The following is a 24,157-nucleotide window of genomic DNA, read 5'->3' on the forward strand; positions in this document are numbered from 1 at the left end:
TCGCCGATTTCCGCCGTCTTCGGGCTTGACCTTGACCCTGCGTCAGGGTCGGAGCCTTGCCGCATGACGACCACACCCCCGCTCGGAGAGTTCCAGGAGATCGACGGCCGCCGCCTGTTCGTGCACCGGTCGGGCGACGGCGGGCCCGCCGTCGTGTTCTTGCCGGGGGCGAGCGCGGTCGGCTTGGACTACTTCGGTGTCCACCAGGAGGTCGCGCGGTTCACCACCGCCGTGCTGTACGACCGCGGCGGCACGGGCTACAGCGACGCGCTCCCGCTGCCCCGCAGCGCCACCGCGGTCGCCACGGAACTGCGCGAGCTGCTCCTCGCCCAGGGCGTCGCCGCCCCGTATGTGCTGGCAGCACACTCCCTCGGCGGCCTCTACGCGCATCGGTTCGCGCAGCTCTACCCACGTGAGGTGGCCGGACTGGTCTTCCTGGACGCCCTCCACCCCTGCTGGGACGACTTCATGCCGCCCGCGGCGAGCCTGGCCGAGGCCGAGCGGCCGGGACCCGAGCCGGACCGCCAGGCCCTCCGCGCGATGCACGCCGAGCTGCGCGCGGACTACCCGGACGACGTGGGCCTGCCGCTGATCGAGGCCAAGATGAGCGACGAATGGCTTCGCGCCGGTGCCGCAGAACGCACCGGGCTGGTCGCGCTCGCCGACGAACTGCGGGGCGGGCCGGACCTCCCCGACGTCCCGGCCATCGCGCTCACCGTCGTCGGCACCGACGCCGGGCATCCGCCGCAGGAGATCAACGAGGCCAAGACGAGGATGGACGCCGCGCGGATGAGCGGGTTCTCCCGCGGGGAGCAGCGAGTGATCTTCGACACGCTCCACCACCGGCTCTGCTTCGACCGCCCCGATGCCGTGGTCCAGGCGATCCGCGACGTCGTCGACCGCTCCCGCTGAGGGGAAGCGGGGTGGTCCGGCGCCGGTGCGCTGGGCTTGAATGCTCCCAATGCCACATTGGGGACACTGAGCGTCTCCGATGCGACATTGGGGGCACCGATCGAGCGACCGGCACCGGCACGGCTGGGCTCGGCTCCGGTGCGGTGGGCTTGAGTGTCCCCAACGCGACATTGGGGGCACTGAGCGTCTCCGATGCGACCGGTATTTGCTTACCTACGCTTGACCAGGGCGAAGGTGAAGCGTCAGCGGCGGCTCGGATCACACGACCACCTGGCCTGCATGAGGGTGACGGCTCAGCGTGTGCCGGGTGCTGACGATGTGGGAATCGGGACGTTGAGTGTCCCAATTCCTACATCGTCGAGGGGTTCCCCGCTCACCCACATCAGCATCCAGTGGGTAGGCAAATACGGGTTCCACCAATGCGACATTGGGGGCGCTGGAGCCGGGGTCGTACGGACAGGAGGACGGGTGCTCACGATCGGCAGGCTCGCGGCGACCGCCGGGGTGACCGTGCGTGCCGTTCGCCACTACCACCACATCGGCCTGCTGCCCGAGCCCGAACGCGACGCCTCCGGTTACCGCCGCTACAGCGCCCAGGCGGCGGTGGACCTCATCCGGATCAAGACGCTCGCGGACGCGGGGGTGCCCTTGGCCCGCGTCGACGCGTTGCTGCACGCGGAGCCTGCCGAGTTCGCCGACGCCATCGCCGACCTCGACGCCGAACTGCGGCGCAAGATCGACCGGCTCACCGAGAACCGCCACCGGATCGCCGAACTGACCGGCGGCGAACGGCTCATCCTGCCGCCCGGCGTGGTCGCCCTCCTGGAGCGGATGCGTGGCCTCGGCGTCAGCGAGCAGCGGGTGCTGCTCGAACGTGACGCGTGGATCCTGATGCAAGCGCTGGATCCGCGCGCCATGCCGGAGCGGCTGCGGGACAAGAACGCCGCCTTCGACGATCCCGAGACGCTGCGTGTCTACCTGGCCTGCGATCAGGCAGTCGGCTGGGATCCGCGCGATCCCCGTCTCGACCGGCTCATCGAGGACCTGGACGCCTGGGAGATCGAACACGAACGGGACGGCGGGCGGCCGGGATACCGCGAGCTGGTGGTTTCCCGGATCTCCGAGGCGTCGCCGGCGTGGCAACGCATCGTCGGCGAACTCGCCCACCGCGCCCGGTCGCGTCAGTGCCCTTCGGGTTCGGAGCCGATCCGGTAGGGGACGGGTTTGCCGTCCGCGTCCCGCACCGGGACCGGATTGCCGTCGGCGTCCACGATCTTGCCGTCGACGATCCTGTCGCCGTCCTTGAGCCGCGAGAAGGCCTTGAGATCGGAGTAGTCGATCACCCTGGTCGCCGTCGCGAACACCGACGGGTCGCGGCCCTTGCCCGGCTTCAGGTGGTTGAACAGCAGGTTCAGCACGACGGCCATGAGCGCGGCGGAGCTGATCCCCGAGTGGAAGATGGTGCCGACCCACGCCGGGAAGTGGTGGTAGAACTCCGGCGCCGCGATCGGGACCATGCCCAGCCCGACGGAAGCCGCGACGATCACCAGGTTCATGTTCCCGTTGTAGTCCACTTTGGACAGTGTCCTGATCCCGGACGCCGCGACCGTGCCGAACAGCACGAGACCTGCCCCGCCCAGCACCGGGTACGGGATCGCGGCGACCACCCTGCCGAGTACCGGGAGCATGCCGAGGACCAGCAGGATCACGCCGCCCGCGGTCACCACGAACCGGCTCCTGACGCCGGTGATCGCGACGAGGCCGACGTTCTGGGCGAACGCGCTCTGCATGAACCCGTTGAAGACCGGCGCGATCGCCGAGGACGCCATGTCGGCGCGCAGCCCGTCGCCGATCCGGCGTTTGCCGACCCGGGTGCCGACGATCTCCCCCACCGCGAGCATGTCGGCCGTGGTCTCGGTGAGGGTCACGAGCACGACGATGAACATCGACACGATGGCGGCGACGTCGAAGGTCGGCGCGCCGAAACCGAACGGGGCCGGCACCGCGAAGATCGGGCCGTCCCAGACCTGGGAGAAGTCGGCCTTGCCCAGTACGGCGGCCAGCACGGTGCCCACCACGATCGACAGGAGGATCGAGAGCCGCGAGATGGCCGGGACGGCGACCTTGCTGAGCAGCAGCACGATCGCCAGCGTCATCGCGGCCAGCCCGACGTTGGAGACCGAGCCGAACTCCGGCGACTTGGTGTTGTTGCCCATCGCCCACTGGGCCGCGACCGGCATCAGGCTGAGCCCGATCACGGTGATCACCGTCCCGGTGACGACCGGCGGGAAGTACTTCACCAGCCGGGAGAACACCGGCGTGATGAGCAGGCCGAGCAGCGCGGACGCGATCACGGAGCCGAACACGGCGGGCAGCCCGCCGTCGGCCACGATCGCGGTCATCGTCGCCACGCCCGCGAAGGAAGTGCCCTGGACCAGCGGCAGCCGGGAGCCGAAGAAGGGCACGCCGAACGACTGCAGGATCGTCGCCAAACCGCCGATGAACAGGCACGACGCGACGAGCAGCCCGATTTCGGCCGTCGAAACGCCTGCGGCGCCGCCGATGATCAGGGGCGGCGCGATGATCCCGCCGTACATCGTCAGGACGTGCTGGATGCCGTAAGTGAAACTCTTGCCGATCCCGAGCCGTTCGTCCTCGGGCCTGCCGCCTGCCGCCGGTTCGGCCTGCGTCCTCTTCACCATGGATCCGCCTCTCCGTCGAAGCGAGCGATGCGGGGCAATTTCAATCTGCGGAGGTTAACTTCCACATCGCAGAATTTGCAAGACCCTGCCCGTAGGGGTCGTCCTCCCGGCGCGCGGACAAAGATCCTTTCCAAGCAGGGGCGCCGGAGCGCGGCGGTGGTAGAAATCAGCTGCCCAGTCGGCGAGGGTCCCGAGGCAGAAAGACGGCACAAATGGCGAATCCGCTGGTCGCTGAACGTCAGGACTCCACCCAAGGCCACTCCGGTGTCCCGCTGCTGGAATCGGCGATCGACCTCAAAGAGGGCATCGAGAAGGGCGATTGGGCCGCGGTCGCGATGGGTGCCGTCGGGACCGCTCTCGACGCGCTGTCGATGGCCATGGATCCGTTCGGTTCGATCCTCGCCGCGGGCGTCGGCTGGCTGCTGGAGCACGTCGGCCCGCTGTCCGACGCGCTCGACGCACTGACCGGCGACGCGGATCAGATCAAGGCGCAGGCCGAAACCTGGTCCAACATCGCCAAGGAACTCGGCGCCATCGGCACGGATCTGTCCGACCTGGTCAAGGCCGACCTGCAGACGTGGGCGGGCGATGCCGCCGACCGTTACCGGGAACGGTCCCAGGACACCGTCACCGTGCTCACCGCCGCACAGAAGGGCTGCGAAGGCGCCTCGAGCGGAGTCAAGACCGCGGGCGAGGTCGTCGCCGCCGTCCGCACGCTCGTCCGCGACATCATCGCCGAACTCGTCGGCCACCTCATCAGCTGGGCGCTGCAGGTGCTGTTCACCCTCGGCATCGGCCTGACCTGGGTGGTGCCGCAGGTCGTGACCGCGGTCGCCAAGACCGCGTCGAAGATCGCCGACCTCACCACCAAGCTTGTCAAGGCGCTCAAGGGCCTGATGCCGCTGCTGAAGAAGGCCGACACGCTCTTCGACGACGCCGCCAAAGCCCTGCGCAAACTCCAAGGCGGCAAGGTGGACACTCCGCCGCCGCCCAAGACCAAGGGCGGGAACGACAGCGGGATCGACCCCAAGAAGGACAAGGACGACGAGAGCACCACCAGCTCCAGCGCCGACAGCAACGGCAGTGGCGGCGGCAAGGGCGGCGACGGCAACACCAACGACAAGGGCAACAACACCAAGAACGACAACGACCAGACGAACACCAGCGGCACCGGAAACGGCGGCACCCGCGACCGGGGCGGCAACAACGACTCCACCAAGAAGGACGGCAACGGCGACCGGTCGACGCCGTCGGATTCCAAGAACTACTGCGGTGACCCCGTCGACGTCGCGACCGGCGAGGTCGTCATGACCCAGGTCGACGTGACGCTGCCCGGCGACGCGGCGGATCTGGAGCTCTCCCGCACGCATCTGTCGTCCTACGGCGCCGGCCGGTGGTTCGGTCCTTCTTGGACGTCCACAATGGACCAACGGTTGGTCTTCGCGGGCGACCGGATCCGGTTCTACGCCGAAGACGGGATGGTGCTGGACTACCCCATCCCGGCCCACGAACCCGTTTTGCCGCAGCAGGGTCCGCGTCACCGGCTGCGTCGCGCTCCGGATGGCTACCGGCTGTCGATCGGCGATCGCGAGCTGCTCTTCGCCGGCCACCGCGGCGTCCTGCCGCTCAGGGTCATCGAACAGAACGGAAGCCGCACCGAGTTCGGCTACGCGGCCGACGGCACGCCCGCGAGCATCCGCCGTGACGACGGCGTCGAACTCGCGATCGGCACCGCGAACGGGCGGATCGTCGCGCTCGGGGCTCCGGGGCAGCCGCCGTTGGTGAGTTTCTCGTACAACCGGCTCGGCCAGCTGAGCACGGTCACCGACTACGCCGGTCGCCCCATGGCACTCGACTACGACTTCAGTCACCGCCTCGTCGGCTGGCGTGACCGCACGGGCACTTGGTACCGCTACGTCTATGACGACGCCGGCCGCTGCGTCCGCGCCGTGGGCGCGAACGGCTACTACAACGCGACGTTCGTCTACGAGCCCGGCACGACCCGGCACACCGACGCCCTCGGACACACGTGGACCTATCGCCTCAATGACGCCAAACAGCTGATCGAACGCGTCGACCCGCTGGGCAACTCCCGGCGCTACAGCTGGAACCGGCGCGACGAGCTTCTGTCCCAAGTGGACGAACTCGGCCGCGAGACCGGCTACGAGTACGGCGACGACGGCGAACTGGTGGCCGTCCACCGCCCCGCGGGCTCCACCGTGCGGCTGACGCCCGCCGCCGACGGCGAGGTCCGGCTGTCGGCGGGCGAAGCCCAGCGGGTGGTCCCCGAATTCGATCCGGCCACCACCCTGGCGGGCACCGGGCTGCCGGTGCACATCCCGGACGCGCCGAATCCGCTCGACGACGAACCCGTGACGGATCGCCCCGGCGACCGCGACCTGTTCGGCCGCCCGCGTCTCACGTACACGGCTTCCGGCGGCGAAGCGCGGCTCGGCTGGACGGCCGACGGCCGCCGTGCCTGGCGGCTCGGTCCGCACGGCGGTCGCGAGACGTGGGTGCACGATGCGGAAGGTCACGTCGTCGAGCACCGCGACGCGACGGGTGCCGCGCGGCGCCGCAAGTACGGCCCGTTCGGTCTCGTCATGGAGGAGACCGACGCGGCGGGCGCGCGCACGCTGTACACCTACGACGGCGAGCTGCGGCTCACCTCGGTGACCAACCCGAACGGCCTCACCTGGCGGTACGTCCGCGACGCCGCGGGCAGGCTCGTCGAGGAGGTCGATTACGACGGCCGCCGGATCGGTTACGCCTACGACGCGGCGGGCCGGCTGCTCCGCATGTCCAACGGCACGGGTGACGCGACCGAGTACGACTACGACCTTCAGGGCAACATCGTCACCCGGCGTACCCCGGACGACGTCACGTCGTACGAATACGACGCGCTCGGCAGGATGACCGTCGCCGAGAACACCGAGTCGCGGGTCGAACTGGTCCACGACGGCGATCAGGTGGTCATCGACACGATCAACGGGCTCGGCGTGTGCCTGCGCCACGACGGCGAAACGCTCGTCCGCCGCACATCGTCCGGTGTGGACAGTGAGTGGCGCTTCACCGAAGCGGGATTGCCGAGTTCCCTGCGGATCGCCGGTCATGAGGTCGGCTTCGCCTATGACGCCGCCGGACGCGAGACCACGCGCAGCGTCGACGGCGCCGTGGTGCTCCAGCGGCGATTCGACGCGGAAGACCGGCTCGCCGAAGAGGACATCGCGGGTGTCGGGCGGCGTGTCTACCGCTACCGCCCGGACGGCAGGCTCGCCGCCGTCGACGACGCGATCCGGCCATGGCAGCTCTCCTTCGACCCCGTGGGCCGGGTCAGCGAGGCCCGCGGGCCCGCCGGGGTCGAACGGTTCACCCATGACGCGGCGGGCAACCTCGCCGTCGACGAGACCCACTACAACGATGACGAGCGGGGCAGGGTCACCGCCGACCGGTCGTGCGCCTACGAATGGGACCACCTCGATCGGCTGCGGTCCGCGCGCACACCCGACGGCGCGTTCTGGACCTACCACTACGACCCGCTCGGACGGCGGTTCGCCAAACGCCGCTGGCTGCTCGGTCCGGAAGGGGAAGCCGAGCTCACCTTCGACGTCCGGTTCCTGTGGAGCGGGATGAACGTCGTCGAGCGGATGGATTACGACCCCGCCGACGAGTCCTATCGGCTCTTCACCTGGGAGCGGTATGACGACGACCGTCCCGTCGTCCAGATCGAGCGCACCGGCGCCCTCGAAGACGCCGTGTTCCGTGCCGTGATCACGTCGCCCGCGGGAACGCCGACCGAGTTGCTCGACGAGCACCGCACGCTGGTCTGGCAGGACCGCAGCAGTTTCTGGGGCGTGCCGTTGCCCGACGCGGACACCGCGGCGATGCCGCTGGCGTTCCCCGGCCAGCACCGCGACGAGGAGACCGGGCTGCACTACAACGTATTCCGGTACTACGACCCGCGAACCTCGCGTTATCTCAGCCAGGACCCGCTCGGGCTCGCCGCCGCGGCCAACCCCGTCGGCTACGTCGAGCAGCCGCTGCTCATCGGCGATCCGCTCGGCCTGGCCGGTTCCTGCGGCAAGACCGGGCCGGGCAGTCAGCAGCGGCCCCAGCCGGCCGGCCCCAGTGCGCAGCCGCCGCCGCTGCGAAGGAGCCCGAGGAAACCTCCCATCAACGTCGACAAGATGTCGAAGGAGGAATTCGACAAGTTCAAGCCGAAACTCGACGAGATCCTGAAGGCGGACAAGCACTTCTTCTGGTCCGGCGGCACCAAGAAACGCAAACGCGGCGAAGAGGACGAGTACCTCGGCTCGGTCGAGGAGAAGGCCACCAAGATCGCTAAGCAGAACGGCGGCAACACCCTCGAAGGAACGCTCAAGGACAACAACGTCAAGATGCCCGGGTGGATCAACGATCCCAACGACCCGAGGAAACCGCTCGTCCAGGAGAAATGGGACTACGTCTCCGAAACCTTCGCCAAGAACTCCAACAAGGACACGCACGTGGTCTTCCCCTACTGGCCGGGCAAGGGACACGACGTCTACCCGCATCGCCGCGACGACAACGTGTTCGACGTGACCGAGTACCCGAGGCTCGAAAAGATGGGGATCGACGACATCACCAAGCACAACGCGGAAACCGGGCACACCCGCCCGTACCGGCACACCAAGTGAGTCACCTGACGTTGCTCCAGCTCCCTCGCTTTGGTATACCAAAGGAGTGCGTCGAGAAAGGTGTTCACCGTGTTGATCCGTGACGTCCGCCCGTGGGGTGGACAGCACAGCGACGTCGAAGTGGCCGATGGCCGGATCACCGCGGTACGGCCGCACGATCCCGCCGCCGCGACGGCACCCGGCACGGTCGACGGGCGCGGGCGGCTGCTGTTCCCGTCGTTCAGCGACGTGCACGTCCACCTGGACTCGACCCGGATCGGCCTGCCGTTCCGGCCGCATACGGGCGCGCCGGGCGTGTGGGCGATGATGCTGAACGACCGCGAGAACTGGCGCGAAGCCGAGGTCCCGCTGCCCGAACGCGTCGCCGGGACGCTGGAACGGATGATCGCCAACGGCACCACCCGCGTGCGCACGTACGCGCAGGTGGACGTCGACTGCCGGCTCGAGAAACTCGACGCAGTACTCGCCGCGAAGGAGCGCTTCGCCAAGCACGCGGACGTCGAGATCATGGCGTTCCCGCAGGCAGGCATCCTGCGTGAACCCGGCACCGTGGACGTGCTGGAGGCCTCGCTGCGCTCGGGCGCCACGGTCGTCGGCGGGATCGACCCGTGCTCACTGGACAAGGACCCCAAGGGACATCTCGACGTCGTGTTCGGCCTCGCCGAGAAGTACGGCGTCGAGGTCGACATCCACCTGCACGAACCGGGCCACCTCGGCGTCTTCTCGACCGATCTGGTGATCGAACGGGTCCGCGCGCTGGACATGCGCGGCAAGGTGACGATGTCGCACGCGTACGAACTGGGCTCGATCTCGGAGTCGGTGAGCCGCCGCCTGATCGACACCTTCGCGGAGCTGGACATCGCGATGGCGACCGTCGCGCCGTCCGTCGACGGCCAGCTGTCCCTCGCGGACCTCACGACCGCGGGCGTGCGCGTCGGCCTCGGCGAGGACGGCCAGCGGGACTACTGGAGCCCATACGGCAACTGTGACCTGCTCGACCGCACCTGGCAGCTGGCCTTCACGAACGGTTTCCGCCGCGACGACCTCATCGAGATGGCGCTGGCCGTCGCCACGATGGGCGGCGCGTCGATCATGGGCCACGACGTCCCGCGGCTCGCGGGTATCGCCGACCGGCCCGGCGTGGCCGTCGGCGACCGCGCCGACCTGGTGCTGGTGGACGGCGAGACCCCGACGAGCGCGGTGATGGACCGCGGCAAGGACCGCACGGTCCTGCACGACGGCGTCGTCGTGGCGGACGGGCTTTCGGTGCTCGGTTATTGAGGGGTAAGTCAAAGGTGTCGTGGTCGTGGGGTTGGGGTCTGCGGTGAGGTGAAGGCGTCCTTCGTCGCGTCTGATGCGGTGAAGGGCGCCTTCGCGCTTGGTCGGTGGTGCGAGCCCGTTCGTTCGGCAGGCCGTGCGAGGCCCGATGTCGAATTCCGGATGAGCCGTTCGTGGAGTAAGTGAGCGGCCGCCACGAGGGCGCCGCCACGACCACAGGGGATGAGCATGTCGCACCCGGAACCCGTCGCCCGCCGCATGTACGACCTGGTCGAGCCCATCGGCTTGGTGCCCTACTTCGCCGACGAGCCGGACGAGGCCCTGATGGCGCTGGGCCTGCGCAATCAGTGGGACGCCTATTTCGCCGGGCGGGTCGCGCCGTTCGGCCGGTCGGTTCCGGCCGAGGTGATCCACGCGATCTTCTACAACTTCGCCCCCGGCGAGGTGGCACGCCACCTCCCGCGGATCTGGGAGCTGACCACGCCCGAGGAGGCGCTGGCCGCTCGTGAGCGGGGATGCGTCGCCGGAATCCGGCGGATCCTCGGCGACCTCGCCGACGACCCCGGTGTCGCGCGCGCCGGCGACCTCCTGATGAAAGCGGCGACCAGCGCACCGATCGAGGGACGCGCCCTCTACGCCGCTGTCCGCACGCTTCCGGTCCCGCGGGAGCCGGTGGCCAGGCTGTGGCACGCGGCCAACTTGCTGCGCGAGCATCGCGGCGACGGCCACACCGTCGCGTTGGTGACCGAGGGCATCGGCGGGACCGAGGCCCACGTGCTGCACGCCCTGTCCATCGACATGCCCGCGAAGGAATTCGGCCGGGTCGGCCACCTCCCCGCCGCACAGCTGACCGCGGTCATCGACGGTATGCGCGACCGCGGCCTGGTCGGGGCCGACGGCTGGCTCACCGCCGACGGCCGGGCCGCGAAGGAACGGGTCGAAGCGCTGACCGACAAGCTCGCGGAAGCGCCGTACAACGCCTTGAGCCCCGGCGAACTCGACCGCCTCGTCACCGACCTCGAACCGGTTTCAGCGGTTCTCCGTCCGGCCTTCCCGTGGTAGCCGCCCGACGCGATAGCGCAGGTGGGTAGCGGTCCCGGCGACGGGTTCGCCCTGCGGGACCAGCTCGCCAAGGTGCCCGGCGAACACGGCGGTCCCCTGCCCCAGCACCACTGGGGAGAGGTGGAGGTAGACCTCGTCGAGCAGGCCCGAGGCGAGCAGTTGCCCGGCGACGTCGGCGCCCAGCACGAGCACGTCCTTGTCGCCCGCGGCTTCTTTGGCACGCCGGACCGCGGCCTCCAGCCCGTCGAAGGCGAACGTGCCTCCGTTGTCACCGAGCAGGTCTTCCCTGGTCCGGTGGGTGACCACGAAACTCGGGACGCCGGGCCACGGCGTTCCACCCCACGGCCGCAGACCGAGGTCGAAGGTGTGCCTGCCGATGACGGTCGCCCCGACCATCGCGTTCACTTCGTCGCGAACGCTGGCGTCGGGCCCTTCACCGGCCATCCATTCGTGCAGTCGTTCGCCGCCGTCACCCATGGGCTCGTCGGCCCGCACGTTCGGTCCGGCGGTGAATCCGTCCAGCGACATCGACACGTCCAGCACCACCTTGCTCATCGCAAGGCCTCCTTCGCTCCTGGGGCGCCGCTGTCCGGCGCTTCAGGAGGGGGTCGGAGCCGTGCCGTCCGTCTCGACATCCACGCTCGAACGCCCTCGTCCTGTCCGGACAAGGGCGCTCTCAGCAGGGTTTTCAGTCCTCGGCGCGGAGTTCGGCGTTCGCGCGCCGGGCTTCGTGGAGCTGATCCTCAAGGGTGACGATGCGGCAGGCGGCATCGACGGCGGTGCCCTGATCGACCAGTTCCCGCACTCGCGCGGCCAGGCGAAGCTGATGCCGGGAGTAACGGCGATGGCCGCCGGCGGAACGCTGCGGGGTGATCAGGCCTGCCTCGTCGAGGCTGCGAAGGAAGCCTTGAGTGGCGCCGAGCATGTCGGCGGCACGGCCCATCGTGTAGGCGGGGTAGTGCTCGTCATCGAACCTGTCGGCCCCGCTGGGCGTGGCCGGTCCTTCTTGGTCAGGGATCATTCCACCTCCACATCACAAAGGACCCCGGGTGCCGAAACGGCACCCGGGGTCCTCAGGGTTGGGTTTCACCATCGTCTACCGGCGCGACCGCCGGCTTCCTGCACCCGCGTCCGGTGAACAACCGGAGTGCGCGGGGATCGCTGATTCGTGACCGCGAACCACCTCCGTACTCGATGGAACTACGGCACCCGCGCGGCGATACCTTGCCGCTGCGGGCGATCCAATGATGTCGCCGTTCCCTTCTTTCCTGTGTTTTCACCTTGCTGGGTACTGCTACTTCACCTGCCGCGAGCGACACTGCCGGAACCCTTTCACTGATCGGTCCCAGCACGCTGACGCCGCTGGTCACTGCCCGGAGCCCTGTTCACTGATCGGCTCCGGCCACCTGACCGGTCCTGCAACTGCACTGCTTACTTACTTACTGAACTACTGACTTACTGCAACTACATGTTCTTCACGGGCGCGACTGCTCCGCCCGTGTCCTGCACTTTCCTTCCAGGGCCGGCACTACCTGGTCGAACCTTCTTCACAACCCGGCCCTGAGATCCTGCTCCCGATCACCGTCCGGGACCTGTTCCTAGATCGGCCCCGTGCCGCCTGACCGGCTTGTCTCACCTCGCGGGTAGTTACGTCATCTCCCGCGCCTGCTTGACGTTGTCTTTCTCGGTACGAGTAGAACATTACACACACCCGGCGTTGAATGTCTACCCCGGCCAGCATAGATTTTCTGGAGCGCGTCGGACGGGTGAACGCAGAAGGGGAGACGACCATGAGTGACGACCTCGCCGGGGATTCGCTCGACGAGCGGTACGGCCTGGCTGTGGTGCGTGACCTGGAGGAATACGCCGATGCGCTGTCACGGCTGGTCGAGAAGGGGCTCCAGGACCGGCGCGCGCCACTGCTCTCCGAGGCCGAGGCCTACGCCGCGGCGGAACTACTCGGCCGGTTCGCGCTCGATGAACCTTGGAGCGCCTTGAACCAGCTGGCCGCCACCCTGGCCAGCCGGATCTACAACCGCCTCGGCGCCTGAACAGCGGCTGACGGTGATCTCCCGCTCCACATTCGCCAGCTTCTCCGGATTGCGCACGTGGTACGCACCGGTGACCAAGCCGTTCTCGACCCGCACCGCCAGCACGCCGTCGATCTCCCCGTCGACCCGGATGAGCAGCCCCGGGCCACCGTTGATCTGAACCGGCTCGACCGCCCTTTCCGCGTCCCGTTTCCACCAGCCGACGGCCAGCAGGCGCGCCACGTTGTCCACGCCCACGACCGGCCGCAGCAGGGCGTGTTTGACCCCGCCGCCGTCGCTGAGGGCGACGACGTCCGGCGCGAGGATGTCGAGCAGGCCCTGTAAATCGCCGGTTTCGACCGCCGACCGGAAGGCCTGGAGCGCGGCCCGGTGTTCGGCGGGAGAGCCGGCGCCGCGGGGTCTGCGCGCGGCGACGTGCGCCCGCGCCCGATGCGCGATCTGGCGCACGGTACTTGGAGTTTTGCCGACGGCTTCGGCGATCTCGTCGTAGTCGAGCACGAAGACCTCGCGCAGCACGAACACCGCGCGCTCGGTCGGCGCGAGCGTCTCGAGCACCAGCAACATCGCCATCGAGACACTGTCGGCCAGCTCCACATCCTCGGCGACGTCCGGCGCGGTCAACAGCGGCTCGGGTAGCCACGGGCCGACGTAGGACTCCTTGCGCCTGCCGAGTGTCCGCAGCCGTTTGAGCGCCTGCCGGGTGGTGATCCGGACCAGGAACGCACGCGGGGCCAGCACCGTCGCGAAGTCCACGCCCACCCACCGCATCCAGGTCTCCTGCAGGACGTCCTCGGCGTCGGTTGCGGAACCGAGCATCTCGTAGGCCACGGTGAAAAGCAGGTTGCGATGGGCCACGAACGCCTCGGTGGCGGGCTCCATGGCGGTGTCTCGTTCGATCGTCACCGGTTCCTGCCTTTCTCGAGCGTGCCCATACGACCCCGGCCCTCCTCCTTTTGTGACGGTGGCCTGCGTCACAAGGCCGACCTGTCACGGGAATCGCGTCGCCGGGATCTCTTGGTCGCAACGCCGAAGAGAAAGGAAGTCCGCCATGCCCCCGCGGTCACGCATGCCCAACCCGATCCCCTTCGTACCCGAGATGGCCGAAGTCGCCGGCGGCCTGCACAAGGTCCTCAAGAACGGCGCGATCCCCTCGACGACCGTCAGCCTGCTGCAACTGCGCGCCGGACAGCTGCTCGGCAGCACGTACTTCACCCTTCGCGAGACCGCCAATCTCCGCCAAGCCGGAGAGCCCGAGGAGCGCATCACCGCGGTGGCGACCTGGCAGGACGCCACCTGCTTCACCGACCCCGAACGCGTCGCGCTGGAGCTCGTGGAGGCCGTCCTCACCCCGAATCCGTCCGGCGAACGTGTCCCCGACTCGTTGTACGCCAAGGCATCCGAATGCTACGACGCCAAGGCGCTCTGGACGCTCGTGATGGCGATCGCGCATATCGGCTTCTTCGCCCCCGCCGCGCTCATCGCCAAGCCGATTCCCGGAATGCCGCCCGGCCTCAACTACACCGACTGACTTCCCCACGTTCGAGAGAGGTTCTGAATCATGAGCAAGTTCGCAGTGGCCGGCGCGACCGGACGGCTGGGACAGCACGTCGTCGACGTCCTCACCGAACGAGGACACCACGTCGTGCCGATGTCCCGCGCCACCGGCGTGGACATCATCACCGGTGAAGGGCTCGCCGAGGCACTCGACGGCGTCGAGGTCATCATCGACGTCGCCTCGTGGCACGGCTCCGAGCAGGAAGCGGCGACGGAGTTCTTCCGCACCTCGGCCCGCAACCTGCACGAGACGGGCCGTCAGGCGGGGGTCGCCCGGATCGCCGCGGCGTCCATCATCGGCGCCGACAAGGCCACCGCCGGTTTCATCGCCGCCAAGAAGGTGCACGAGGAACTCCTTCTGGCAGGCCCTCTCCCCGTTCGCCTCCTGCGGGCCGCACAGTTCCACGAGTTCGTCGGCCAGCTCCTGGACTGGCAGCAAAGCGACGTCGTCCACCTGCCCGCCCTGCCCACACAGCTCGTGGCCTGCCGCACCGTCGCGGAGGAACTGGTCGACCTCGCCCTCGACCCGAGCGACCCGGGAACCCCTATCCCCGAAATCGCGGGGCCACGCAAGGAAATCATGGCGGACGCGGCCCGCATCCTCGGCGCCCGCCGGGGCATCGAGGTCGTCAGCGTCGACGGCTCCGGCATGCCCGACGCCGACATCGCGGCCGCCGGCGGCTTCCTGCCCAGCCCGCACGCCAAGCTCGCGGGCCCCACGTTCCCAGAGTGGCTCGACGCCCAGTCCTGAACGAAAGACAGAAAATGACCGAAACCATGCCACTTCACCTGCGAAGGAACGGTCTCGACCCGATCGGAGAATTGGCGCGGGCTCGCGACGGCGAAGGAGTCGTACAAGTCGAGACGCCGTTCGGCGTACCCGCGTATCTGGTCTGCCGTAAGGAAGACGTCCGTCAGGTGCTGGCGGATCCGGCCCGGTTCAGCAGCGCCACGCCGCTGACGGGAGCCGGACAAGACGACGTCACGGCGGGACAGCTGATCAGACTCGACCCGCCCGAACACACGCGCCTGCGGCGTCTGCTCACCCCGGAGTTCACCGTACGGCGGATGAACAGGCTCGAGCCGCGGATCACCGAGATCGTCCAAACGGCCCTGGACAACCTGGAGCGAGCCGGTAACCCGGCCGATCTGGTGGCGCACTTCGCGTTGCCGGTGCCGTCGCTGGTGATCTGCGAACTGCTGGGTGTCCCGTATGCCGACCGCGGCGAATTCCACGAGCGCGCCGCGCGGATTCTCGACACCTCGTTGCCGGTGGACCAGCGGGTCGCGGCGCAACGGGAGGACCACGACTACATGGCCGGTCTCGTGGCCCGCGCCCGGACGGATCCGGGCGACGACATGCTGGGCATGCTCGTGCGCCAACACGGCGACGATCTCACTTCGGACGAGCTGACCGGTATCGGAGGACTTCTGCTGCTCGCCGGGCACGAGACGACCGCGAACATGCTCGGCCTCGGCACCCTGGCCCTGCTGTGGCACCCGGACCAGCTGACCTTGCTCCGCGAGGATCCCGGACTGATCGAGCCCGCCGTCGAGGAACTGCTGCGCTGGCTTTCCGTCGTCCAGTCGCTGCCGCCGAGGACGACCACGACGGACGTGGAGGTCGGCGGGCACCGCATTCCCGCGGGATCGCTCGTGATCTGCTCGATCCCGGCCGCCAACCGCGACCCCGCCCTGATCGACGATCCCGAAACCCTCGACATCACCCGGGGAACGACCGGCCACGTCGCCTTCGGACATGGCGCACACCATTGCCTCGGGGCACCACTCGCGCGGATGGAACTGCGCATCGCTCTCCCGGCGGTGTTGCGGCGTTTCCCCCGGCTCGCTTTGGCCGACCAAGTGGAATTCCGCGAGTTCAGTCTCATCTACGGCGTGCGCGCGTTGCAGGTGACGTGGTGAGCCCCGGTTTCCTCTCGGAGTGGCTTCGCGCGGGGCGAGCAGCGTGCTGATGGCGCAGGTTCGATGAACGCGGGAGGCGGTCGGCTAACTGTTCCGCGCTCGCCCGGCGGCGAAGTAGGCCCGCAGGGGAGCCACGGCGTGCTCGCCGGCGCCCGCGTCGACCGCGGCGGCCAGCGCGTTCAACTGGACCGTGGCGATGCGCACGGATACCGGGTCGGAAAGGGTGGGCACGAACTGACCCTGCTCGTCTTCGACGTCGGCGAGCTTGCCCTCCGCCTCGGTGAGCACCACCCATGGCCCGCTGACCACGTGCGCGTGACAGTCGTGCAATACCCGGCCGAGATCGGTCAGCACGTTGCGGCCGAGGCCACGCCCGGGGGTGGCCACCATGGTCACCACGCATTTGCCGTGCAGCGCGGCGCCCACCATGGGCCGGGACACCCAGTCGACCGCGTTCTTGAGCACGCCCGGAATCGAGCTGTTGTACTCCGGTGTGACGACGAGCAGACCGTCCGCCTCGCGGACGGCCTCACGCCACCGCTCGACCGGAGCAGGGCCGCCCTCCCGGGAATCGAGATCTCCGTTGTACAGCGGCAGATCGCCGAGTCCGTCGAAGACATCGATCGTCATCCCCGCCGGGGCCAGCTGCCGAACGGCCGCCAGTAGCCGGGTGTTGAACGACTCCTTGCGAAGCGATCCGGAAATGCCGAGAATCCGCAACTCACCACACTCGCATTCATTTCGTAACGGTCCATGAGGGAATCCCGCCGTTCGGGGCCGCACCGCTGGGCGCCCGGTTTGGGTGCTTTGCGCAGCTGCGAGACGGGGTCGTGAGTGGTAATGAGGGTTAGAACGCAATGCCACGTAGCTTGAGTTGATCTTGGACGAGGTTTGATCGCAAGTGGCGACGGTTGCCGCAGGTCAAGCGCTCGGTTGCCCCGGCCGACGGAAGCCGGTACGCCCCTAGTGTCCACTGTAGACACGCTTCGATGGCTGAATGTCCGATTGACGACGAAATGGGCGGTGCTGCCAGGGGGTCGTGAGTGGCAAAGGTCGTTCTAACGCTCATTGCCACTCACGACCCCCTCACACAGCTGCTCAAAGCACCCAAATCAGGCACCCTGATCCGGACTGGCGTCCCGTGTGGACAGTCCGGATCAGGTTCCGCTGCCGGCGACTTGTCCGGCTTGATCGAGCAGACCGGCAGCTGCTCAAGCTCAACTTAAGCTACGTGGCATAGGGTTAGAACGACATTTGCCACTCACGACCCCCTCGCGCCTGACCAGGGCCGAAGGCTCCCTTCGCCGCATCAGACGCGGCGAAAGGAGCCTTCACACCCCACCACCAGCCTCACCCGCGAACAGACGCGCGTCGAACCCGTCAAGGTCGGCGAAAAGCACCAGATGATGATGGTGGCGAAGCAGAGAACCCACCCACGTGCCGGCCGTTTCCAGCCGCGCTGCTTCGGCACGGCTCAAGAGCCCGAGAGGATCGTCGGCGGCAAGGGAATTCGGGACGTACGCATGGGGGTTCGGCGCGGGCGTCAGTCCAAGCGGATCCGGGGAGAGGTACGCACCGGTATCGGGATCGTAATAGCGGTGATCGTGGTAGTGCAATCCCGTTTCTTGATCGAAATACTGACCGGCGAATCGCAGCGGGGTCGTCGCGGTATCACGTTGCCAGTGGGATTGCCCCCACAGTGTGCGCCGCTGATTCCCGGCGATGACGCCGTCAGCGGAGACCAGCTCGGTCGCTGCACCACTCAGGTCCGTGACCACGGAGTGGAATTCTTCGTCGACCTGCTCGTCTTCGGATCCTGCACGGACAACGGTTCGCGAGGTCTGCGTGACCGGAATGAACGAGTCGTTCCGGTAATTCCAGGTGGTGATCTTCCGCCGATCGCCTTGAATGTCCTCTTGCTCGGCGAGAACTCCCCCGTCCCACGAGAACCGTGTCTGCTCCAGCAGTTCACCGTCGGCGGAAAGATGACGCTTGCCGATGCGGCGGCCAAGGGGATCGTACTGATAGTGCCACTTGCTCCCGTCGGGAAGAGTGGCAGAGAAAAGCCTGCTGTCCGCGTCCCACGCATAGCGCCAAGTCTCCGGATCGCCGGATATCCGTGTTCGCGTCCGCGTCACGACTCGCCCGGCGGCGTCGTACCCGTAACGGACGTTCCCGGCCCGGGTGGTGAAGGTTCCGTTCACCTCGCGGGGTCCTTGCGATGAGGTCTCCGGAGTTCCGGAAGCGGGGAAAGTGGCCGAAGCGGGCCAGACGGCGTTCACGATGTTGCCGACGGGGTCGTAGTCATAGTGCTCCGACCATTCGTCACCCCGGCCGGTCACGACGGTGACCCGCCCGTCGGAATCGAGCCGGAACGCCCGGCCGCCGGTGAGCAGATCTTCCAACTCCGCGACGAATCCGTCCGGGCCGTAGGTGTACGCGCGCCGTTGGAGCGGTTCGGATCCCGCCGGACCGGAGGAAGCGGCCCGGCCGGTGAGGGTTTGAGTCACGAGACGACCGAGTAGGTCCCATTCCTGGGCGAGCACGGTTCCGCCGGGTAGCTCCCGCCGGATTTCCCGTCCGGCTTCGTCATGGGCGAACCGCAGTTCCCTGCCGTCGGCGGTGAGTGCCGAAGGCAGTCCGGCGGCGTTGTAGACCCAGGCGGTACGGGCCCCGGATGGTGTGATGCGGCTCGTCACCCTTCCGGCGGCGTCGTAGGTCTTGGTGACGGTGCGGCCGTCGCAGGTTTCGGTGATCACCCGGCCGAGCGAGTCCCGGACGAAGACCAAATCCACGTCGTCGTTTTTCGCGCGAAGGAAGCGGCCTTCCGGATCGTGGTCGAACTTCGTCACGGTGCCCTCGGCGGCGTGATGAGTCGCCAGTTTGCCGAGCGGGTCATACGCGAACGAGGCCTCGTGGCCGCTGGCGTTCACACGGTGCACGAGCTGACCCTCGGCGTCGTACCAGTACTGGGTGGTGGCGCCGTTGTAATCGGTCTGCGCACTCATCCGGCCGGCGGAGTCCAACTCGTATTGCCACGTCAGTCCGCCGTGGGTCACCGAGACGAGGCGGCAGTTGCGGTCGAAGCCGAGCTCGCTGCGGGTACCGCCCGGCCAGTCGATCGACACGAGCCGCCCGAATGGGCCGTAAGCGTAGGACGTGACCGATCCCGTGGCGGAGACGCGTCGCAGCAGATTCCCTTCGCCGTCCCAGTCCCAGGACTCGGTCGAACCGTCCGGCAGGGTACGGGAGGCGGGGAGGCCATCCGTCGTCCACGTATAGGCGGTCGTCCCGCCGCCGGAACTCGTGACGCGCACGACTCGTCCCAGTGGGTCGCGCTCGTACCGGGTGGTTTCGCCGGTGGGCGCGGTGACCGTCACGGGCATCCCGGCGGGATCGCATTCCATCGTGGTGACCGCGCCATCCACGCCGATCACCTCGGCGAGGTGCCCGCGGCTGTCATACCCGTTCTTGAGCACCGAGCCGTCGGGCGCGGTCAGTTCGGTGAGATTGCCGCTCTTGTCGAAGGCCTGTAGCCAGACACTTCCGTCCGGCCCGGTGATCCGTACCGGGAGGCAGGCCTCGTCGGCTTCGACTTGGGCGACGCGGCCGTCCGGATTGGTCACCGAGACCAGGTTGCCGCGATCGTCGTAGGCATATCGCGTGACCCTGCCGAGGGCGTCGGTGCGGACCGTGACCCGGCCACGTTCGTCGTAGTCCGTCCGCGCCGTTTTCCCGATCGGGTCGGTGATCGCGGCGACTTGGGCGGACTCGGTGATCGCGTGGATGGTGACATCTCCGTCGATGCCGGTCCAACGGGTGATGCCGTGCTCGTAGGCGAAGGTGCCGGACAGGAAACCTTCAGGGCCTTCCCCGCGTACGCAGCGGCCTTCGGGATCGAAGGTGTAGTGGTAGGAGTAGCCGTTGCGGTCGGTCCAGCTGGTCAGCCTGCCCTCGCCGTCGTAAGTGAAGCGTCGCGGCAGGCCGGAGGAATTGACGACGCCGGACAGGTTGCCGGAGTCGTCGTATTCGAAGCGGCGCAAGGGGATTTCGTCCTGGCCGTCGGGGCGGGCGAGGGTCAGCGCGGTGACGTGCTCGCCGGTGACCGTCACCAGGACGCGGTAGCCGCCGGAGTGGACGATGCTGAGCGGGCGGCCGGCCTCGTCGTGATTGAAGGTGATCTCGTGGCCCGCGCGATCCGTGACCGAGACCAGGGGCAGTTCGCCGCCTTCATATCCGGGCCGTCGCTCGAATCGCCAGATGAGGCCGCGTTGCGGATCGCTGACGGCGTAGGAGCCGTCCGGGTTCTGCAGCAACGGCCAAGCGGGACCGGTCACCGGGATGGAGCGGGGATCGCCGGCGCCGCCCGGGTGTGTCCAGGTCAGGATCTCCCCGCCGGCGAACCTCGCGTCGATCCGGTCTCCGGTCACCCGCAGGCACTGGTCGAGGCTCGACGTCCAGGACCGTCCGAACCATCGGCCGGTGCGAGCGGACGACCGGTGGGCACGCTCGAGCACGAGGGGCAAAACGCCGGGCAGCGTGACATCGGTCTCGGCCAGAATGACGTCGCCGGTCGCCACGTCCACGAGATCGCTGACGTCAGGCATCATAGTCTCCACCCTTGATTTTTAGTCCCATTTACGGCTTCATCGAGCTTTGCTCGCCGGTGGCGGTGGCGCGCTCACCGGCGTCGTACGCGTTTCGTCTTCACCGGACTACGGAATCAGCCCTCGCAGCGGCGCGAGATCGTGCCAAGGATCTTGCAGCGCTTCACGCCATTTCGCTTCGTGCTCCCGATGCCGGAGCCTGAAGTAAACCGTGCGCCGAATGGAGTCGCCGGTGTTGTTGCCACCATTGTGGCCGAGCAGGTAGTGCTTCAACAGCAGGTCGCCTGGACGACCACGCACCATCTCCCGCTCCGGCAGCTTGACATTCGGGTAGGTCGTGAAGGCCTCGGGACCGCGCTCGCGGAACAATTGTGCGTGCGCACGGTGTGTTCCCGGCCAGACGAAGAGGTTTCCCGTGTCATCGCTCGACTGGTCGGTCAGGAAGAACCCGGCGAGCATGGTGAACGTCCATGGGGGGTCATCGGGTTTCCGTCCCTTGCCGCCGTCGATATGCGGCTTTTCCCTGGCGTCCTTGAAGGGCGGGTAAGTCAGTGCGATCTGCACCGACTCCGGCACCTCCAACTCTCCTTCGCCCGTGAGGTTTTCGGCGAGCGAGAAGGCGGCGGTGTCACGCAACAACGCCGCGAGCACCGGTGAATCCTCCAATTCCTGGAACCGGTAGACCACCCCGACATGGCCTTCCGCCGGCGGGCGCGCACGCAGCTGCTCGTCGACCACGGCGTTGGCGGCGGCGATCAGATCCGGCGGCACGACATCCGGAATCACGAGGTAACCGCGCTCGGCGAACTCTTCCAGCTGTTCACGAGTCAGTGCCCGTTTCGCGCTGAATGTCGCCTGCCGGTCACCATTCTTCGGTATGACTTCGGTCGGATCCACCACGAAATCTGCCACCCACCTTCTGTCAAGTCTGCCGTCTCGGGTACCCGGCTGATGCTAGGGCGCTCGCGGAGGGATCCCTATCCCTCGGTATGACAGTTGCCCGCGGTGCGCGTTCAAGTGACCGTCGCCGACTTTCGTTCACCGGCCCTCGCGGCGGCATCGGGAATTTGCTTGACCTTCAACGTCCTCGCGGTCGGCGAGGAAACTCGCGCCGGAACAGATACGGTAAGTTTGCTGGGATTCGGTCGAACGTCGGCCTGTCAAGCCTTTTGGAGGAGCCATGTCCGTCCTTGTCATCGGCGCGTACGGCAGTGTGGGCAGTCACGTGGTGACTGGGCTTCTGTCCGCCGGAGCGTCAGTCCGGGGAGCCAGCAGGAAACCGAAACCGGGCGCATTGCCGGACGCCGTCGAGATGGTCCGCCTCGACCTCGATGAGCCGGAGACGCTTCCGGCCGCGCTCGAGGGCGTCGAAAAGGTCTTTCTCTACGCCAATCCGGGCAGTGCCGTCGACTTCGCCACCGCGGCGCGGGCGGCCGGAGTGGAACACGTCGTGTTGCTGTCGTCGGCTTCCGTGGTGGAACCCACCCTGCAGAACAGTCGCAGCGCGAAAGAGCACTCCGCGGTGGAGAAGGCGCTGCAGGAGTCCGGAATCGCGTGGACCTTCCTCCGCCCGACCACGTTCGCCACCAAGCAGCTCAGCTGGGCTCCGGCGATCCGGGCCGGGGAACTGCTGCGGATTCCCTTCCTGCATGGGCAAGCCGCGTCCATCCACGAACGCGACATCGCCGACGTGGCGGTCCGGACACTGACCGATGCCGGACACGAGGGGCAGGGGTACTGGCTGACCGGGCCGGAGGCCTTGACGCAGCAGGAGCACATCGACACGATCGCCGCGGTGATCGGGAAGTCGATCGACGTCGTCGAGGACACCGAGCCGAAGTGGCCGCCGTTCCTCATCCAGACCATGAAGCAGCTCATGAAGGAACCGTGCGTCGTGACGCCCGCCGTCGAGGAGATCACCGGAGTGCCGGCCCGCTCCTTCCGGCAATGGGCCGAGGACCACGCCAAAGACTTCAGCTGACTGGGCAAGCCTGCCCATGGCGGGCGTGCCGGTCACCGCGTCGTGGCGGTGCCGGCACGCTCATCGTCACTCGGTCTTGCCCCGGCTACCCGGCGGAATTCGTCCTGATATTGAGCGGTAAGGCAAGGGTGCCGCGATCAGGTGAGCTGGCCCCTGGGGTGACGCGGCACCGCACTCGCGTGATCAGACACGTAACTCGCGTGCTTGAAGACGTAACTCGCGTGCTTGGAGACGTAACTCGCGTGATCGGACCCCAACCCACGACAGCGCGTTCTTGCTGCCGGCCCGGTGCTCGCGCACGCGCCGGCACCCCGCCGAGGTGAACCGCTCGGCGGGGTGGCCACGAGTGGTCAGCCGAGGCCGCGCAGTCCGGGGAGGACCTGCTCGGCGAAGTTCTTGAGGAACCGCTCTTGGTCGTGTCCGGGGCCGTGGAAGACCAAGTGGTCGAATCCGGCGTCGACGTACTGCTTGATCTGACCGATCGCCTCGTCCGGGGTGGAGGCGACGATCCAGCGTTTGGCGATCTGCTCGATGGGCAGTTCGTCGGCGGCCTTCTCCATCTCGACCGGGTCCTCGAAGCCGGCTTTCTGCTCGGGAGACAGTGACAACGGCGCCCAGAACCGGCAGTTCTCCAGTGCCTGGTCCGGATCCGGGTCGTAGGAGAGCTTGATCTCGATCATCTTGTCGATCGCGTCGTGGTCACGGCCTTCTTGCCCCGCGCCCGCTTCCACGGCAGGCAGGAGCTTCTCGGTGTACAGCTCCATGCCCTTGCCACTGGTGCAGATGAAGCCGTCACCCTTGCGGCCGACATATTTGGCCATGACCGGACCACCGGCGGCGAGGTAGATGGGGACCGGCACCGCGGGCCGGTCGTAAATGGACACGGCGGTGGTCTGGTAGTACTGCCCCTCGAACGTGACGCGGTCTTCCGTCCACAGCCGGCGGATCAGGTCCACGGCCTCACGCAAGCGGGCGAACCGCTCCTTGAAATCCGGCCAGGTGATGCGCGCGACCGCGACTTCGTTGAGCGCCTCGCCGCTGCCGATGCCCAGCGCGACCCGGCCGGGGTACAGCACCCCGAGGGTGGCGAACGCGTGCGCCACCACGGCCGGGTGGTACCGGAACGTGGCGGTCAGCACGCTGGTGCCGAGCTGGACCCGCTCGGTGCGCTCCCCGACCGCGCTGAGCCAGGACAGGGAGAACGGCGAGTGGCCGCCCTCGTGCCGCCATGGCTGCAGGTGGTCGCTGATCCAAACGCTGTCCAGGCCGTGGCCTTCCGCGCTGACCGCGTACTCGACGAGCTCGCGCGGGGCGAACTGCTCGGCCGACGCCTTGTAACCGATCTTCAGTGCCATGCTTCCAGTAATAGGCCGCGCCGGGAGGGATCCCTATCCCCCGTCCTGACGGTTGG

General features: G+C 67.9%; 18 protein-coding genes. 10 read left to right on the top strand and 8 right to left on the bottom strand.

The genetic code is table 11. The features are described 5' to 3' along the window. Nucleotides 1-63 precede the first annotated feature (63 nt). On the top strand, nt 64-912 hold the full coding sequence (locus tag DMH03_RS02230) for an alpha/beta fold hydrolase (RefSeq protein ID WP_125790334.1): 849 nt from the start codon (nt 64-66) through the stop codon (nt 910-912). A gap of 468 nt (nt 913-1,380) precedes the next feature. Next, complete coding sequence (locus tag DMH03_RS02235; RefSeq protein WP_125790335.1) at nt 1,381-2,127, top strand: MerR family transcriptional regulator; 747 nt, start codon at nt 1,381-1,383, stop codon at nt 2,125-2,127. On the opposite strand, the gene DMH03_RS02240 is transcribed toward DMH03_RS02235, so the two are convergent. Further along, entirely contained in the window at nt 2,094-3,614 is a 1,521-nt protein-coding gene (locus DMH03_RS02240; protein ID WP_125790336.1) for a nucleobase:cation symporter-2 family protein, read from the bottom strand. The genes DMH03_RS02235 and DMH03_RS02240 overlap by 34 nt on opposite strands. A 212-nt stretch (nt 3,615-3,826) precedes the next feature. Here DMH03_RS02240 and DMH03_RS02245 point away from each other — a divergent pair, with 212 nt between their 5' ends. The 3 genes from DMH03_RS02245 to DMH03_RS02255 all read left to right on the top strand — a co-directional run bounded on the left by DMH03_RS02245 (nt 3,827) and on the right by DMH03_RS02255 (nt 10,630). Next, a complete protein-coding gene (locus tag DMH03_RS02245; protein ID WP_125790337.1) occupies nt 3,827-8,290 on the top strand; it encodes a DUF6531 domain-containing protein in 4,464 nt (1,487 codons plus the stop codon). 69 nt (nt 8,291-8,359) lie between these two features. Then, complete coding sequence (locus DMH03_RS02250; RefSeq protein WP_125790338.1) at nt 8,360-9,571, top strand: amidohydrolase family protein; 1,212 nt, start codon at nt 8,360-8,362, stop codon at nt 9,569-9,571. 225 nt (nt 9,572-9,796) lie between these two features. Beyond that, entirely contained in the window at nt 9,797-10,630 is an 834-nt protein-coding gene (locus DMH03_RS02255) for a MarR family transcriptional regulator (protein WP_125790339.1), read from the top strand. Here DMH03_RS02255 and DMH03_RS02260 read toward each other — a convergent pair. Further along, nucleotides 10,598-11,185 (bottom strand): dihydrofolate reductase family protein, encoded by a 588-nt coding sequence (locus DMH03_RS02260; RefSeq protein ID WP_125790340.1) that lies wholly within the window; start codon nt 11,183-11,185, stop codon nt 10,598-10,600. The genes DMH03_RS02255 and DMH03_RS02260 overlap by 33 nt on opposite strands. Before the next feature lie 133 nt (nt 11,186-11,318). Then, nucleotides 11,319-11,651: a MerR family transcriptional regulator gene (locus tag DMH03_RS02265; RefSeq protein ID WP_125790341.1), complete on the bottom strand. Its 333-nt coding sequence runs from the start codon at nt 11,649-11,651 to the stop codon at nt 11,319-11,321. 769 nt (nt 11,652-12,420) lie between these two features. Between DMH03_RS02265 and DMH03_RS02270 the strand changes: the two genes are divergently transcribed. Then, nucleotides 12,421-12,681, top strand: coding sequence for a hypothetical protein (locus DMH03_RS02270; RefSeq protein WP_125790342.1), 261 nt, complete (start codon nt 12,421-12,423; stop codon nt 12,679-12,681). Here DMH03_RS02270 and DMH03_RS02275 read toward each other — a convergent pair. Continuing rightward, nucleotides 12,586-13,560 (bottom strand): RNA polymerase sigma-70 factor, encoded by a 975-nt coding sequence (locus tag DMH03_RS02275; protein ID WP_233611349.1) that lies wholly within the window; start codon nt 13,558-13,560, stop codon nt 12,586-12,588. The two genes, DMH03_RS02270 and DMH03_RS02275, sit on opposite strands and share 96 nt — an antisense overlap. Nucleotides 13,561-13,729: 169 nt before the next feature. On the opposite strand from DMH03_RS02275, the gene DMH03_RS02280 reads away from it, so the two are divergent. Genes DMH03_RS02280 through DMH03_RS02290 form a run of 3 tightly spaced genes read left to right on the top strand, consistent with a single transcriptional unit; the run spans nt 13,730 to nt 16,158 of the window. Then, nucleotides 13,730-14,209: a carboxymuconolactone decarboxylase family protein gene (locus DMH03_RS02280; RefSeq protein WP_233611236.1), complete on the top strand. Its 480-nt coding sequence runs from the start codon at nt 13,730-13,732 to the stop codon at nt 14,207-14,209. Nucleotides 14,210-14,239: 30 nt separating this feature from the next. Continuing rightward, entirely contained in the window at nt 14,240-14,986 is a 747-nt protein-coding gene (locus DMH03_RS02285; protein ID WP_125790343.1) for an SDR family oxidoreductase, read from the top strand. Between the two features lie 14 nt (nt 14,987-15,000). Then, nucleotides 15,001-16,158: a cytochrome P450 gene (locus tag DMH03_RS02290; RefSeq protein ID WP_125790344.1), complete on the top strand. Its 1,158-nt coding sequence runs from the start codon at nt 15,001-15,003 to the stop codon at nt 16,156-16,158. Between the two features lie 84 nt (nt 16,159-16,242). On the opposite strand, the gene DMH03_RS02295 is transcribed toward DMH03_RS02290, so the two are convergent. The 3 genes from DMH03_RS02295 to DMH03_RS02305 all read right to left on the bottom strand — a co-directional run bounded on the left by DMH03_RS02295 (nt 16,243) and on the right by DMH03_RS02305 (nt 21,677). Next, the gene (locus tag DMH03_RS02295) at nt 16,243-16,878 is read right to left on the bottom strand and encodes an NAD(P)H-dependent oxidoreductase (RefSeq protein WP_125790345.1); all 636 of its coding nucleotides are present in this window, start codon (nt 16,876-16,878) and stop codon (nt 16,243-16,245) included. A 611-nt stretch (nt 16,879-17,489) separates the two neighbouring features. Beyond that, nucleotides 17,490-20,768: an RHS repeat-associated core domain-containing protein gene (locus tag DMH03_RS02300; RefSeq protein WP_125790346.1), complete on the bottom strand. Its 3,279-nt coding sequence runs from the start codon at nt 20,766-20,768 to the stop codon at nt 17,490-17,492. A gap of 105 nt (nt 20,769-20,873) precedes the next feature. Further along, the gene (locus DMH03_RS02305) at nt 20,874-21,677 is read right to left on the bottom strand and encodes a phytanoyl-CoA dioxygenase family protein (protein ID WP_199748650.1); all 804 of its coding nucleotides are present in this window, start codon (nt 21,675-21,677) and stop codon (nt 20,874-20,876) included. A 268-nt stretch (nt 21,678-21,945) separates the two neighbouring features. On the opposite strand from DMH03_RS02305, the gene DMH03_RS02310 reads away from it, so the two are divergent. Further along, nucleotides 21,946-22,746, top strand: coding sequence for an SDR family oxidoreductase (locus tag DMH03_RS02310; protein ID WP_125790347.1), 801 nt, complete (start codon nt 21,946-21,948; stop codon nt 22,744-22,746). A 350-nt stretch (nt 22,747-23,096) separates the two neighbouring features. On the opposite strand, the gene fgd is transcribed toward DMH03_RS02310, so the two are convergent. After that, nucleotides 23,097-24,101 (bottom strand): glucose-6-phosphate dehydrogenase (coenzyme-F420), encoded by a 1,005-nt coding sequence (gene fgd, locus DMH03_RS02315; RefSeq protein WP_125790348.1) that lies wholly within the window; start codon nt 24,099-24,101, stop codon nt 23,097-23,099. Nucleotides 24,102-24,157 lie beyond the last annotated feature (56 nt).

The organism is Amycolatopsis sp. WAC 01376 (genome assembly GCF_003947415.1).
In the GTDB taxonomy this organism is placed as follows: Bacteria; Actinomycetota; Actinomycetes; order Mycobacteriales; family Pseudonocardiaceae; genus Amycolatopsis.

Coding starts and splice junctions, on each gene's coding strand:
- DMH03_RS02230 (WP_125790334.1), top strand. CDS start 64: ATGACGACCACACCCCCGCTCGGAGAGTTCCAGGAGATCGACGGCCGC.
- DMH03_RS02240 (WP_125790336.1), bottom strand. CDS start 3,614: ATGGTGAAGAGGACGCAGGCCGAACCGGCGGCAGGCGGCAGGCCCGAG.
- DMH03_RS02245 (WP_125790337.1), top strand. CDS start 3,827: ATGGCGAATCCGCTGGTCGCTGAACGTCAGGACTCCACCCAAGGCCAC.
- DMH03_RS02255 (WP_125790339.1), top strand. CDS start 9,797: ATGTCGCACCCGGAACCCGTCGCCCGCCGCATGTACGACCTGGTCGAG.
- DMH03_RS02260 (WP_125790340.1), bottom strand. CDS start 11,185: ATGAGCAAGGTGGTGCTGGACGTGTCGATGTCGCTGGACGGATTCACC.
- DMH03_RS02265 (WP_125790341.1), bottom strand. CDS start 11,651: ATGATCCCTGACCAAGAAGGACCGGCCACGCCCAGCGGGGCCGACAGG.
- DMH03_RS02270 (WP_125790342.1), top strand. CDS start 12,421: ATGAGTGACGACCTCGCCGGGGATTCGCTCGACGAGCGGTACGGCCTG.
- DMH03_RS02275 (WP_233611349.1), bottom strand. CDS start 13,560: ATGGAGCCCGCCACCGAGGCGTTCGTGGCCCATCGCAACCTGCTTTTC.
- DMH03_RS02280 (WP_233611236.1), top strand. CDS start 13,730: ATGCCCCCGCGGTCACGCATGCCCAACCCGATCCCCTTCGTACCCGAG.
- DMH03_RS02285 (WP_125790343.1), top strand. CDS start 14,240: ATGAGCAAGTTCGCAGTGGCCGGCGCGACCGGACGGCTGGGACAGCAC.
- DMH03_RS02290 (WP_125790344.1), top strand. CDS start 15,001: ATGACCGAAACCATGCCACTTCACCTGCGAAGGAACGGTCTCGACCCG.
- DMH03_RS02300 (WP_125790346.1), bottom strand. CDS start 20,768: ATGATGCCTGACGTCAGCGATCTCGTGGACGTGGCGACCGGCGACGTC.
- DMH03_RS02310 (WP_125790347.1), top strand. CDS start 21,946: ATGTCCGTCCTTGTCATCGGCGCGTACGGCAGTGTGGGCAGTCACGTG.
- fgd (WP_125790348.1), bottom strand. CDS start 24,101: ATGGCACTGAAGATCGGTTACAAGGCGTCGGCCGAGCAGTTCGCCCCG.